This is a genomic window from Sphaerobacter sp. (assembly GCF_019683595.1).
Classification (GTDB): domain Bacteria; phylum Chloroflexota; class Chloroflexia; order Thermomicrobiales; family Thermomicrobiaceae; genus Sphaerobacter.
Window position 1 is genome coordinate 1 of sequence record NZ_JADGHZ010000095.1, and the last position, 13,659, is coordinate 13,659.

Below are 13,659 nucleotides of genomic sequence, written 5' to 3' on the forward strand. Positions count from 1 at the left end.
CAACCCCCCAGGGAGGGGGCGGAGTCCCCATCCTCGCCCCCTCCCCTTCTTGACCGCAACAATCGCCTGTCCATCGTTCAGCACGCCGCAACCGCTCGCCGCCATCGGGCACAACTCCGTAGGTACGCGGCTGTCGATCCTCCATCTGACGCGAGGTCACAGGGGTGGCACGCCGTTTGCATCACTGAACCGAAACCTGCGAGGTCGGGGAGTGGCCTTGACAGGTTTATGTCAAACAGGTAGACTACGAATTACCGGGACGCGGCACCCCCGCCGACGACCCGGAACCCAATCCCTTCCCTTCCCTTGACGCGGAGCGCCTGTGTCCCCCAGCGCTCCGTGTCGCTTTTAACGCGATTTCCTGCGCTCAGCGCCGCCACAGCAGGCAGGGCACGAGCATCTCCTCGGCCTCCAGGCTGCCGTGCGCCCCCAGCATCGGCTCGGCCGGATCGCCCACAGCGGTGTAGGGGAACGTCGCCGGGCCGCGCGCAAGCAGCACCAAGTCCCCGACGCGCGACGGCACCTCCGGGTACAGCGGCCCCGGACCGTACATCCCCTGGTCCAGCAGGTCCGCGCCCTCGACGACCGCACCGCGTTCACCGGCCAGTTCACGCAGGCGTTCGCGCACCGCCTCTTCCCGCCCGGCGCGTGGGTGGAAATAGCCCACTCGCCGTTCACCGGCCGGCGGCACCCGCAGGTCCGCGAGCAGGTCCGGCGCCTCATTGAGGCTGAATACCTGATCCGGATCGAGCTGAACCTGCCCATGGTCCGCGGTCAAGATGAAGAGGACGTCGTCGCGCGCGTGATCGAACACCTCGCGCCCAAGTAGCGCATCGAGCAGGCGCAGGTCCGCAATCGATGTGTCCCCCTCCGGGCCCTCGATGTGTCCGATCAGGTCGATCATCGGCCAGTAGGCGAAGATCAGCCGCCGCCCGGGCTCAGCGATCGCTCGCCGGATGACGGTGCCGAACTCGCCCAGTGTCCGGTAGCCGCGGTACGCCGCGCCCCGGCCCTGGATCCGGGTCAGCGGGCTGTGCTGGAACGAGCGGTAGTTGATCATCTCCGCCGCAACGCCGGCCGACGCGGCGCGCTCGTAGATCGTCGACACCGGGAGAAACGTGCCCGGGTCGAATCCCGTGGCCGCATAGCTATCGAAGCGACCGATCGGGCTGAAGCGGATGAGGTTGCTCAGCATCCCGAACTCGCGCAGGTAGCAGGTGTACGCCACCATCCCGTGCTGCGACGGCGGGACGCCGGTCTGAAGCGCGGTGAGCGCCGCCACGGTGGTCGAGGGGAAGGTCGACGTGAGCGCGAAGGCCGCTCCCTCCTCCCACATTTTCGCCAGGACGGGCGTGTCGCCGGTGCGCATCCCCTCGCGGAGCTGGAAGTAGCTGAGCGCATCGACCACGATCAGGACGACGACCCGCACCCCCTCGCGCAGCGTCGCCGGCACCAGCTCCGGCGCCAGCGGCGTTCCCTCCACCGGGGCGCCGAGGATGTCGAGCACCGTCCAGGGCAGGTTCACCACGCCGTAGCCGTCGTAGCTCGGCCGGACCCAGGTGGGAAATGACGGATCCAGGCGCTGGCGCTCGAGGAGCGCACGGACGGACTCCGGCTCATCGCGGTACCACATCGCTCGTCCCTCCGTCCCCGCCGCGCATCTGGCCCGGCGGTTGTTTGTCGAATCGCGTTGTCGCCCAGTATACGGCGAGCTCCTGGCACCTCGTTTGCCGGAACCCTCGGTGATCGGTACGAGGAAAGGAGCGCACGTCATGCCGTACAAGCGCCGATCCGAACTTCCGGAGAGCGTCCGCGACGCCCTGCCGCCGCACGCCGAAGCCATCTACAAGGAGGCCTTCAACTCGGCCTACGAGCAGTACGGACACGACGAAGCCCGCGCCCACCGGATCGCCTGGGGCGCCGTCAAGCGCAAGTACCACAAGGACGAGCAAACCGGGAAATGGGTCGAAGGACCGTCGGAGGATGAATAAGCCGTCATGCGTCATACGTCATGCGTCATTCTCCCCTCTCCCCTGGTGGGCTCCGTCCGAGAGGGGCCGGGGGTGATGGGAACGTGTGACGCATGACGACCCGGAGTGCCGGACAGGCGAACATCGCCCCCCTGGGTCGCCGCCGACCCGTGCCTGCTGCGGTGGCCTTGGCCACAGAAACGGCATCAACGAACAGCGAGCTTGCTATCTCTCCATATGTCATGAGCCTGACACAACGAGTCAGGCAATGCGATGCCCCTGCGATTGGCGCAGGAGTAGGCTGCCCCTGGATATCCCGACACCGGTCGAGAGGGAGGCATCCATGGTTGCCCGACTCCACCCACTGCGCCGCGCTGCGGATCGCCATCCCACGTTGCAGAAAATCCTGCTCGGCTGCGGCATCACCGGATCAGCGTGGTGGGTCGCCATGGACGTGGTCGGCAGCATGCGCTACCCGGGGTACAGCTACGCCGATCAGGTCATCAGTGAATTGTCTGCCCAGGGAGCGCCGACCCGGACGTTCATGCTGGTGTTCAGCGGCGTCCCGTATGCCGCGCTCTTGACCGCCTTCGGCATCGGCATCTGGCGAGCGGCAGGTGGAAGCCGCGCAGCCCGCCTCACCGGCGCGCTGGTGATCACCGAAGCGGTGTGGGGCCTCGCGGGCGGGATCGCCTTCCCAATGGCGACACGAGAGGTGATGGCCGCCGGCCAGGACACGCTGCGCAATCAGATGCACCAGTGGTACGGCATCGGGATGCCGATCCTCTTCGCCCTGGCCGTCGGCTTCGGCTCGCGGCTGCTTGGCAGGCGGTTCCGGTACTACTCCTACGCGACCATTCTCGTGATCTTCATGGCCGGTCTCCTGATGAGTCAGCACAACAATGCCCTCGCCGCCAACGTCCCGACGCCGTGGTTGGGGGTGGAGGAGCGCATCGTCGCCTATCTTCCCATGCTCTGGTACGCCGTTCTCGCAGCCGGCCTTCTGCGCGCTGAAAGTGCCGGGTCCGCGGCGCCACGTGAGCGGCGCGCGATAAGCCCTCGGGGGATGCAACACCTTCCGCAGTAGGCGGTGTGGCGGGAATCGCGCCTGGCATCCAATCGACGATCCGAGTGACCGCGTCTTTGCTTCGTCCCAGCCGCGGAGGTGCGCTCATGGATCCCATCGTCGAGACCCGCCAAGGCGCTGTGCGCGGCAGGTTCACCGACGGCGTGTACTCCTTCAAGGGCGTCCCCTGCGCAGCGCCGCCCTTCGGCCCCAACCGGCTCCAGCCCCCGCAGCCGGTCGAGCCCTGGAGCGGTCTGCGCGACGCGCTGGCGTTCGGCCCCAAGTCGCCGCAATCAGCCTATCCCCCGGTGGTGGCGATGATCCTCCCCGAGTTCGTCGGCTCCGGCGAGGACTGCCTGACCCTCAACATCTGGTCCGGTGATCTCGGGTCGGCCAACCAGCCGGTGATGGTCTGGATTCCCGGCGGCCTCTTCGAGTACCACGGAACGAGCGCGTGTCCCTGGTATGACGGCACCCAGTTCGCTTGCGACGGCGTCGTGTGCGTGACCATCAACTATCGCACCGGCGCCGAGGGATTCCTGTATGTCGAACACAGCGTCGCCAATCGCGGTCCGCTCGACCAGATCGGCGCCCTCCGTTGGGTTCAGGAGAACATCGCGGGCTTCGGCGGCGACCCCGGCAACGTCACGATCTTCGGCGAGTCCGCCGGGGCGCTGAGCATCGGGACCGTCCTCGCCATGCCTCGCGCCCAGGGCCTGTTCCACCGCGCCATCGTCCAGAGTGGAGGAGCGCAGCACGTCAGCTCTGGGGAGACCGGGCGGCGGCTGGCCCGGTACATCGCGGACAAGCTCGGGGTCGAAGCAACCCTGGAAGCAGTGGCCGCTATTCCACCCGAGCGCCTGCTGGCGGCGCAGGAGGCACTGCGAGACGACCTCATGGCGGACCCCGATCCAGCGCGTTGGGGCGAGGTCGCGAACACCACGCTTCCATGGCAGCCTGTCGTCGATGGCGATACGATCCCGGGCCCACCGTTGGAGCGAATCGCCGCCGGCGCGAGCGCGGGCATCAGCCTCACGGTCGGCAGCAATACGAAGGAATGGAGGCTCTTCGTGCTCCCCGACCTGATCGACCAGATCACGCCTGAGATGCTGGCCGGCACGATCACGGTCTTCGGCCTCCGGGTGGACGCCGCGCTCGCTGTGTACCGCGCGGAACACCCCGATGCCAGCCCCGGCGACCTGTTCGCGGCGGTCATGACCGACTGGTACTGGCGCATCCCCGCCATGCACCTGGCCGACGCACACGCCCGGAACAGCGCGGACACGTTCACGTACGAGTTCGCTTGGCGCTCACCCGCGTTCGATGGGCGCCTCGGCGCCTGCCACGCGCTTGAGATCCCGTTCGTGTTCGGTACGCTCGGCCACGCGACCGAGCCGCTCATGGGAAGCGATCCGCCGCAGCATCTCGCGGAGTCCATGCACGCCGCCTGGGTTGCGTTCGCGGCCCATGGCGACCCCGGTTGGCCGAGGTACGATCTCGACCGCCGCGTGACCATGCACTTCGACACCGAGTCGGCGTGCGTGATCGATCCCCTCGCGGCGAAGCGGAAGCTATGGGAGGGCGTGCGCTAGCCTCGGGCCATGCCCCTCACCCCCGCCCTCTCTCCCAACTCTGGGAGAGGGGCGCTCCATCGCCCCGGCTCTCCGAACGACTCGACACCATCACCGTGCGGGTTCGACCGCTCGCGGGTCATCAGGGCATTCCGCCGCGCGACTTGACCGCCTGCCCCTCTGCGAGTTCCACGAACGCGTGCATCACGGCGAGGATGGCGTCGCGTGCCCTGCCCGGCGCCCGCGTCACTGATTTTCACCGAGCAGAGACTTGATGCATTCGTTCGCAGGGCCGTCTGGGCACGCTCATGCCGTACAAACCTCCCCAACCGCTCGGAGAGGTGTCGCCGTTGTGCTTTCGACTACTCCTGTGTATGTTGATTGCAGCAGGAGAGGAAATCAGACAATGTCGATCATTCCCATCAGCCTCGACCAACTCCTGATGTTGGTCGGTGAACTGAGTGACCGGCCCGGTAACGACACCGCCCGGGACCGATTCCGGCAGTTCCTCGCCACATCCGTCACATCGCTCGGGACCGTCCGTGACTACGTGAACGTCTGTCTTACCCGATCTGACACACAGTACAACCGGGCGCTCCAGGACCTCATCAACCACACCGGTCGGCTGATGGGCTTCGAGGTTGAGTTCGGTCGCTATGCCGGAACACCGGGTGAGATCGGCCACGACGGACTTTGGCTTGCCGACGACTTTGCGATTGTCGTCGAGGTCAAGACGACCGACGCCTACTCCATCAAGACCTCGACACTTCTCGGCTACATGAACGCATTGATCGACGCCGGGAAGATCGCGAGCGCCGACAAGGCGCTGGGACTGTACGTCTTCGGAAGGCCCGACGCGGGGCTTGAGCAGCTCGAAGGCTCGATCGCCTACGGCGGCCACGCGCACCGGCTCCGGATCGCGACAGCGGATGACATCCTGTCTCTCGCCGAATTGGTGCAGGAGGATCTGCTCACTCGGAATGAAGCTCTCGCGTTGCTCCGACCGACCGGCGTGCGTGTTAGCACAGTGGTCGGCGTCCTGAACCGCATCGTCGGTGCCCTGTCCCAGGATTCCAATGTCATTCCCGGGGATGACAGCGGAGAGCTTGCACAGGCTGATCCCGTTCCGCAGCAGGCAGAGACGTCGAGTGGAACCACCGAAACCGCTGAAGACCGCCTCTACCTGCTCACCCCGGTTGCGAACGAACCGGACCGGCCCGCGGAGGAGATCATTCGCACTCTCTTGGGCCGAGGTTTCTACGTCTTCGGGGAGCGAACGCCCGGGAGGAAACGCCTGAAGCCGGGGGACATGCTCGCTTTCTACGAAACCGGCAAGGGCGTCGTGGCGACCGCTGAGGTGGCTTCCACTCCGGAGAGGAAGCGGGTACCAGGATTCAAGGAGTCGGAACGATTCCCCTGGGCATTCAAGGTCAAGAATGTGAACTACTTCTTTGATGATCCGGTTGCGATTGACGCCAATCTCCGCGCGCGGCTCAATAAGTTCAAGAATCGCAACCCGCAAAGTCCCTGGTCGTGGTTCGTCCAGGGAACGGCGATTGTCGACGCGCACGACTTCGCGCTGCTGACCGGCGGCAGATACCCGGTTCAGGACGACGCCTGATACTCCGTATCCAGAGCAGAGCCGGCCCCGCCGAGGTATCGAATGATCTCGCTTCAGACTCACCGCGCCGCGGGGCGATCCTGGAACGCAGCCGCCCGCCGTGAGGCAGGCGGCTTCGCTTCAGATGACACGAGAACGAGGAATCTCCTGTACGGACGCTCTACTCCTCGCTCGCGCCGTCGAACACTTCCTCGCGGGCGATGCGGCGCATGAAGGCGAGGTACTCGTCCTTGGTCATCGGCGGCTTGTCGCGGTCGAGGATCTCCTTGGCCAGCGTGGCGCCGTCGGCGAGCAGGTCGATGACGGTCATCGCCATGAGCTTGGCGGGCAGGATGTACGCCAGCTCCGGGTCCTCGATGCCCCAGTCAGCGCCATGGGCTTGGCCCCGGAATCCGCCGACGTACGGGTGCAGGGCCGGCATGATGTGGGCGATGTCGCCCATGTCGGTCGAGCCGCTGCGGTGGCCCGTCTCTTCCCACTCGGACTCGGGGTAGAACTCGAGGAAGTTGCTCTTGAAGGCGTCGGCCATGGCCCGGTTGTTGATGAGCGGCAGGTAGCCGGGCAGGGTGGTGATCTCCACCTTGGCGCCGAGCGCCAGCGCGCCGGCGCGCAATGCCCGGTCAACCTTCTTTGATGCGCTTTCGATCCCCTCGATCGTCTTGCCGCGCACGTAGCTCTCCAGCCGGACGTCGCTCGGGATCACGTTCACCAGGTCGCCGCCGCGGGTGATGATCGGGTGGACGCGGATGGCATCGTCATCACGGAACGTCTCCCGCTGGGCGTTGATCGCCGCCAGCGCGACGTGGGCGGCGTAGAGGGCGTTGATGCCCTTGTCGGGCGCGCCACCGGCGTGCGCCGCCTTGCCGACGAAGCGGGCCTGCTTCCCGACGAACCCATTGTTCGACGCGGAGACGCCCGCCTTGCCCTTCAGTGACTGGGCGCTGGCGCCGTGGACCATCATCGCCATGTCCACGTCGTCGAACGCACCGCGGGCGATCAGTTCGCTCTTGCCGCCCAGGAACTCGATCACGCCCTGCCGGCGCAGCTCGTTGCGGTACTCGATCTCGACGTACTCCTCGGCGGGCACGGCGAAGAACGCGACCCGACCGCTGAGCGAGGGCAGCACCCCGGAACCGATCAGGCCCACCGCGGCGCCGAGCATGGTCGCGATCTGCGCGTTGTGCCCGCAGCAGTGCGCCGCGCCGGTCTCCGGGTTGGCCGCCGGGTGGTCGGGCACCAGCAGCGAGTCGAGCTCACCGAGCACGGCCACAGTCGGCCCGGCCGAGCCGCAGTCCACCACCGTCTTGACCCCGGTCACCGCCAGGCCGGTCTGCACCGAGAGATCGAGGCTCTGCAGCACCTCGGCCGCGATCTTCGCCGTCCGGTGCTCTTTGAACCCCAGTTCGGGATCGTGGTAGATATCCTGCCCGACCTGGATGAGCAGGTCCGCGCGCCGGTCGATCTCCGCACAGACACGGCGCTTCATCTCCGCTTTGTCCACGGTTCCCCCCTTGTGTTGGCTCCCGTGCGGCCCCTGCCGCACACCCAGCGGCATTCTAACCGCATCCCGCCCCGCTCCGGTCAGAAGCCGATGCACCGCCCCGCGCCGGACGGCGGACGGCGCGAATGCAGTGCTGCGCCCGCTGACCTACCACCGCGATGCACCGGGCCGATTTGGGACGAACGTCCCCCCACGCACGGATTGTCCCCACTGCACGGCGGCCGATACGATCCCCGGCGTAGGCGCTCCAGCATCAGCCAGCGCCAGGAGGTGACGCATGGCCCCAGTCACCGTCGACGTCCGAAGCCGGGTGATCGGCGGAAGTCCGGATGACCCGGTCCTGGCGCCGGTGACGCTCGATCTGCCTGAGGAGACGATCACCGTCGCGGAGCTGATTCGCCGGACCGTGGAGGAACAGGTCCGCGAGCTGCGCGCGCGGCAGCACCTGGACTTCGAGCAGGCACGCCGCGCGCTCGACCGGCAGTACCTGACCGCCGAGGAGATCGTCGAGCAGGCAGAGCAAGGCGCGATCCGCCCCCGCCCGTCACGCCGCGCGCTGCATCCGCGGCAGGTGGATCCAGCGGCGGAAATCGAACGAGCGCTGCGCGCCTTCGAGGCAGGCGCCTACCTGATCCTGGTGGACGGGCGGCGTGCCGAGCGCCTTGACGAGGAAATTCGCTTCGCCCCCGGAACCACCGTGACCTTCCTCCGCCTGATGCCGCTGGTCGGAGGTGCCGTGTGATCCGACTCTGGCCGTTCGGCCGCCGCGAGCCGGCGATCGCGGAGGAGATCCTGACCTGGGCGGAGGAGGTGTGGCCGGCGGAGGCGCGACGGCTCCCCTTCTCCGGTTCGCTCGCGTGGATCCTTCGCGACGAGGGTCACCGGTGGCGTGCGGCGTTGGAGGAAAGCCTGCGGCGGCTTGAGGCGCGCTGGTCACCCGCGGAGCTTGGCGTGCTGGCTGCCGAGCCGTACTTCAATCCGTTCCCCTGGCAGGAGCGACTGTCCCAGCAGGCCCACCTGATCCCGGTCGTCGTCACGGTGCTCGGGGCCGGTGTGGTCCGGTACCCGCCGCCTGATATCGATGCACGGCTGGAAGCCCGCCTCCGCGCCATCTTCGCCGACCCGTACGCCCCGGTGACGCCGCATCTCCAGGTGCAGCGTGGTGAAAACCGTTTCATTTCGCAGCCCCCTCCGACGCTGGAGGACTACCTGGCGCTCCTGACGCTGCTGGAACCGACTCCGGCGGTGCTCGACGTGATCGAGCGGCTCGTGGCGGGCGATCTCGACGCCCCCGTCAACGGCCCGCCGCCCCACGGAATCGGCCGGGGCGCGCCGACCGGCTACGCGGTCCATCTCAGCCCCCTGAACCAGCATGTGCCGGCGTTGATGAAGCGCCTGTTCGAGCACGGCCGCCTGCGCTACGAGGTCTTCGCACGGGCGGCCCACAGCATGCCCTTCGCGATCGGCAACCTCAGCGAGCGCGCCCACCCGCGCCGGCCGGCGCCCCAGGCCGAGCCGTCTCCGTTTCTGCTCACGGTGCGGGACTACAGCGCACGCCTGGCCTGGGATCTCGCCCAGGACCTCTCCCAGGACAACTGCTACCTGCTCAAACAGATGCGGGGCTTACGGGGCAACCACTACTTGGTCCAGGCCGCCCGACTGCACGACCGCCTGCGCCTCGGCCGGCTCGTCTGGAAGGACTACCACTTCCACGATGGTCTAGAGTCGGGAATCGTCCACTTGGCGGCGGCTGCGGTCGAGCCGGCCAGCGCGGAGGAGCACGACCAGCTCGTCGCCGACCTCCGGCAGATACGCCCGCAGACGTTGAAGGCACTGCTCCCCATCGCGTGGCGCGCCCGGGCACCGATCCTCGACGCGCTGGGCTGGTCGCATGCCCTGCCGCTGGTCGAGCAAGTCCTCGCGACTGCCGGGTTGGAGAGCGCCGGACCGTTCGAGCAGGCCGACGTGCGGAGCTCGCCCGACCCGACCGACGGGGTGCTCGATGTCCCGTCGGTGCGGGCCGCACTGGCGCAGGCCGGAGACGAGACGGCGCGGCAGGTGCTCGCGCTGTTCGGGTCGGCCCAGGTCGGCGCGCGGAATGCGGTCCGGCTGATCGAGGCCCTCGCCGGGTGGGAGCGCGCGTGGGTCGAACAGGGCCTCGCCAAGCGCAACCAGATCGCCGTCAAGGCATTCGGCCTGCTCCCGCTGGAGCGCGGAGCGGAGGAGGTCGCGGAGCGCTACCTCTTCCTGCGCGCGTTCGCCCGCGAAGCGCGCTCGTTCGGGCCGCAGCGCCAGGCCAGTGAGCAGGCGGCCGCGCACGTGGCGCTGGCCAACCTGGCACAGAACGCCGGGTACCCCGACGTGGTCCGCCTGGAATGGGCCATGGAGGCACGACTCGGAAGCGCGGTGGCGCAGCCGGGCGAGACCCGGTCCATCGAGGGCTACGAGGTGGAGATTGCCCTCGACGGATTCCGCCCCGAGATCCGGGTCCGCCGCGAGGGACGGGCACTCAAGAGTGTCCCGCAGGCGGTGCGGAAGAGCCCGGCCTATGCCGAACTGGCCGACACCGTCAAGCAGATGCGTGACCAGGCTGCGCGGCTGCGCGCGACCCTGGAGCAGATGATGGGCGACGGCGCAACGCTCACCGCCGAGGACATCGGCGGGATCCAGCGGCTCCCGCTCGGGCGAGCGATGCTGGCAAGCCTGGTCCTCCTCGACGCGGCGGGCACGCTCGGGATGCTGGCCGACGACGGGGCAGCGCTCGTCGCGCTCGACGGCGAGCGGCTCCCAATCCGCCCGCCGCTCCGCATTGCCCACCCCTACGATCTCTACCAAGTCGGAAGCCTGGGCGAATGGCAGCGCGCGATCGTGCGCCGCCGGATCGTCCAACCCTTCGCCCAGGTCTTCCGCGAGCTGTACCTGCTCACCCCCGCCGAGCGGGAGACGTCGCCGCGGTCACGCCGCTTCGCCGGGCAGCCCCTCGACGCGGCGGTCGCCTCCCGGCTCCTTCAGGCCCGCGGCTGGGAACTGGGACAGGACGAGGTCGCCCTCCCCCGCAAGCGGCTGCCGTCTGCGGGCCTCATCGCGGTGTTCGCGTTCCCCGACGCGGGACACTTCCTCGCGGAGCACCCGGCCGTCACGAGCGGCGACATCTGGTTCGAACCGAGCCGCGGTGCGGGACGCGACCCGGTGCCGCTCGCGGACGTGCCCCCGCGCGTCTTCTCCGAGGTGATGCGGGACGCCGACCTCGTCGTCTCGGTCGCCCAGCGGGACGGCGCGGTGCGCCTATCGCCGGAGGGATACCAGCGCCGGGGCGAGCTGGTGCAGACCCTTCTGGCGGAACTCGGGCTGCCGAACGTCACGGTCGACGGCCACTTCGCACGGATCCAGGGCCGGCGAGCCGACTACCGGGTCCACCTCGGCAGCGGCGCGATCCACATCGAGCCGGGCAACCACCTCTGCATCGTCCCGGCGAGCTGGGGGACCAATGCCGACGGCCTGTTCCTCCCCTTCGCCGACGAAGGGGACAGGCAGGTGAGCATCGTACTCAGCAAGATCCTGCTCCTGGCGCGGGACGATCAGATCACCGACCCGACCATCCTCGCCCAGATCCAGCGCGTGCGGCAGGGCTAGCGCGCCGCGCATCGCCCAGGGGCACCACGTCGCCAGACCCCGCTACCCCTGGAAGCGGCGCCTGGTCAGTGCTAGGCTAAGCAGTACGAGACGCAACCAACCGCGACCCATACGCAGTGGAGCCCCGGCTTGGCGAACGTGCCCGAGAACCCGCCGGTTCCCATCTCACCATCGCTGCGCCCCGGCATGCACGGGCTCCCGCAGCCGCTAACGCCGCTCATCGGACGGGAGGCGGAGTTGGACGCCCTCCGCCGGTTGCTGACCCGCGAGGGCGCGCGGCTGGTGACGCTGACCGGCCCGCCGGGGATCGGCAAGACCCGGCTCGGGCTGGCTGTGGCGAGCGAGTGGCAGAAGCAGACCGGCGGCACGGTCTACCACGTGCCGCTCGCCGCGGTACGCAACCCCGCCTGGGTCCTCTCGGTCCTGGCGCGGACGCTCGGGGTGCCGACCGCGCACGGGCAGCCCCTCCTCGACCGGCTCGTCGCCGCGCTCTGGGGCACGGAGGCGCTGGTGCTGCTCGACAACGTCGAGCAGGTCGTCGGCGCCGCGGCGGACATCGCGGAGCTCTTGACGCGCTGCCCGCACCTCGTCGCGCTCGTGACCAGCCGCGCCGTCCTCCGCGTCCGCGGCGAGCATGAGTGGCCGGTCCCGCCGCTGGCCCTACCGCCGGACGTCTCCGCATCGCCTGCCGCACTTGCGGGTTACTCCTCGGTGGCGCTGCTGGTAGACCGAGCACAGGCTGTGGATCCGACGTTCACCCTCACGGCCGCCAACGCCCCGAGCATCGCCGCGATCTGCCGTCGCCTGGAGGGGATCCCGCTCGCAATCGAGCTGGCAGCGGCACGACTCAAGATGTTCTCGCCAGCCATGCTGGCCGAGCGCCTGGGGCGCGGCCTGTCGGAACTTCGCGATGGGGCGCGTGATGTCCCGGCCCGGCACCAAACGCTCTCCGACGCCATCGCCTGGAGCGACGGGCTCCTCGCTCCGGATGAACGACGCCTCTTTCAGCAACTCGCCGTCTTCGTCGACGGCTGGACCCTGGACGCCGCCGAGGTCGTCTGCTCCGCGGATGACAGCCCGGAGGCACGGCAGGCCGTGCTCGGCGGCCTCACATCGCTCCTCGAGAAGAGCTTGATCCAGCGCACAACGACTCCGGACGGCACGCCCCGGTTCGGCATGCTCAGCATGATCCGCGAATACGCACTCGGCCACCTGAAGGCCGGCGGCGACTGGGACCGTTTCAGCGAACGGCACGCGAGCTACTTCCTGTCATTCGTCGAAACGGCGGCGGCCCACCTCTACCACGCCAGCCAGGCGCGCTGGATCGAGCGACTTGAGCAGGAGGTGGGCAACCTGCGCACGGCGCTCCGCTGGCTCATCGATCACGGCGAAAAGGAGGCCGCCCTCCGCTTCGGCGCCGCCCTCGAGAACTTCTGGCTCATCCACGACCATCTCGGCACCGGGCAGCGATGGCTGGACGAGATTCTGGCCATGCCCGGCGATGCCCCGCCGCTGGTCACGGCCCGGGCGCGCGACGCGCTGGCCGCGCTCCTGGTACGACAGGGCGAGATCGACCGGGCACGCGCCCTCCACGAGGTCAACCTCGTGCTCTACCACGAGGTGGGCGACGATACCCTCCGCGCGCAGACTCTGCTCGACCTCGGCAGCCTCCACTTCATCACCGGCGACGTGGAGCAAGCCACGACCTACTTCGAGGACGCGCTGGCACTCGGGTGGCAGGTGGGCGCCCGGCGCACCGTCGCGCGCACGCTCAACCGGCTGGGGGAGATCGCGCGCCTGCGCGGGGACGACGCCGCGGCCGCGGCCCGCTACGAAGAGAGCCTGGTGATCTGGCGATCCCTCGCCGAACAAGAGCGCATCGCGATGGTGCTACACAACCTGGCCCCGGTCGTCGCACGCCTGGGCGACCGGCCCCGGGCGCTGGAGCTGTTCGCGGAGAGCCTGTCCCTCTCCTGGGAACTGCGCAACACCCACGGCACTGCGATCTGCCTGAGCGGCATCGCAGGGGCGATCACCGGAGGCTGGAGCGCGGCCATCCAGGCCGCGCAACTCCTCGGCGCCGCGGACGCCTTGCGCGCCTCCATCGGCGTCCAGTGGGAACCCGCCGACCGCGCCGAGTACGAGCGCAGCGTCCGAGTCGTGCGCGGCATCCTGGACGAGGCCGCCTATGAGGCAGCCTGGACCCAGGGCCGGACGCTGACGCTCGCCGAAGCCGTGGAGCGCGCGCAGCGCCTCCTAGCCGCCCCGCCCGGTCCCGGTCGACACTACCGGCGGCC

9 protein-coding genes are annotated in these 13,659 nt (G+C 68.8%); 7 read left to right on the forward strand and 2 right to left on the reverse strand.

Annotated features, from left to right (window positions below; genetic code table 11):
• Positions 1 to 367 precede the first annotated feature (367 nt).
• A complete protein-coding gene (locus IRZ30_RS10925; RefSeq protein ID WP_294085120.1) occupies positions 368 to 1,633 on the reverse strand; it encodes an alkaline phosphatase family protein in 1,266 nt (421 codons plus the stop codon).
• Between the two features lie 139 nt (positions 1,634 to 1,772).
• On the opposite strand from IRZ30_RS10925, the gene IRZ30_RS10930 reads away from it, so the two are divergent.
• The 4 genes from IRZ30_RS10930 to IRZ30_RS10945 all read left to right on the forward strand — a co-directional run bounded on the left by IRZ30_RS10930 (position 1,773) and on the right by IRZ30_RS10945 (position 6,228).
• Positions 1,773 to 1,991 (forward strand): ChaB family protein, encoded by a 219-nt coding sequence (locus IRZ30_RS10930; RefSeq protein WP_294085121.1) that lies wholly within the window; start codon positions 1,773 to 1,775, stop codon positions 1,989 to 1,991.
• Positions 1,992 to 2,313: 322 nt separating this feature from the next.
• On the forward strand, positions 2,314 to 3,057 hold the full coding sequence (locus IRZ30_RS10935; RefSeq protein WP_294085123.1) for a DUF998 domain-containing protein: 744 nt from the start codon (positions 2,314 to 2,316) through the stop codon (positions 3,055 to 3,057).
• An 86-nt stretch (positions 3,058 to 3,143) separates the two neighbouring features.
• Positions 3,144 to 4,628, forward strand: coding sequence for a carboxylesterase/lipase family protein (locus IRZ30_RS10940; protein ID WP_294085124.1), 1,485 nt, complete (start codon positions 3,144 to 3,146; stop codon positions 4,626 to 4,628).
• A gap of 385 nt (positions 4,629 to 5,013) precedes the next feature.
• Complete coding sequence (locus IRZ30_RS10945; RefSeq protein WP_294085125.1) at positions 5,014 to 6,228, forward strand: hypothetical protein; 1,215 nt, start codon at positions 5,014 to 5,016, stop codon at positions 6,226 to 6,228.
• Positions 6,229 to 6,388: 160 nt separating this feature from the next.
• Here the strand turns inward: IRZ30_RS10945 and IRZ30_RS10950 are convergent, their stop codons facing one another.
• Entirely contained in the window at positions 6,389 to 7,729 is a 1,341-nt protein-coding gene (locus tag IRZ30_RS10950; RefSeq protein ID WP_294085126.1) for an amidohydrolase, read from the reverse strand.
• Between the two features lie 277 nt (positions 7,730 to 8,006).
• Here IRZ30_RS10950 and IRZ30_RS10955 point away from each other — a divergent pair, with 277 nt between their 5' ends.
• The 3 genes from IRZ30_RS10955 to IRZ30_RS10965 form a co-directional block, all read left to right on the forward strand.
• Positions 8,007 to 8,471, forward strand: coding sequence for a hypothetical protein (locus IRZ30_RS10955; RefSeq protein ID WP_294085128.1), 465 nt, complete (start codon positions 8,007 to 8,009; stop codon positions 8,469 to 8,471).
• Positions 8,468 to 11,362, forward strand: coding sequence for a DUF4132 domain-containing protein (locus tag IRZ30_RS10960; RefSeq protein WP_294085129.1), 2,895 nt, complete (start codon positions 8,468 to 8,470; stop codon positions 11,360 to 11,362). Before IRZ30_RS10955 ends, IRZ30_RS10960 begins: the two co-directional genes overlap by 4 nt.
• A gap of 138 nt (positions 11,363 to 11,500) precedes the next feature.
• Positions 11,501 to 13,659, forward strand: a 2,159-nt coding sequence (locus IRZ30_RS10965; RefSeq protein ID WP_294085130.1) for a tetratricopeptide repeat protein, incomplete at its 3' end; no start/stop codon positions are given.

Coding starts and splice junctions, on each gene's coding strand:
- IRZ30_RS10935 (WP_294085123.1), top strand. CDS start 2,314: ATGGTTGCCCGACTCCACCCACTGCGCCGCGCTGCGGATCGCCATCCC.
- IRZ30_RS10925 (WP_294085120.1), bottom strand. CDS start 1,633: ATGTGGTACCGCGATGAGCCGGAGTCCGTCCGTGCGCTCCTCGAGCGC.
- IRZ30_RS10945 (WP_294085125.1), top strand. CDS start 5,014: ATGTCGATCATTCCCATCAGCCTCGACCAACTCCTGATGTTGGTCGGT.
- IRZ30_RS10930 (WP_294085121.1), top strand. CDS start 1,773: ATGCCGTACAAGCGCCGATCCGAACTTCCGGAGAGCGTCCGCGACGCC.
- IRZ30_RS10940 (WP_294085124.1), top strand. CDS start 3,144: ATGGATCCCATCGTCGAGACCCGCCAAGGCGCTGTGCGCGGCAGGTTC.
- IRZ30_RS10955 (WP_294085128.1), top strand. CDS start 8,007: ATGGCCCCAGTCACCGTCGACGTCCGAAGCCGGGTGATCGGCGGAAGT.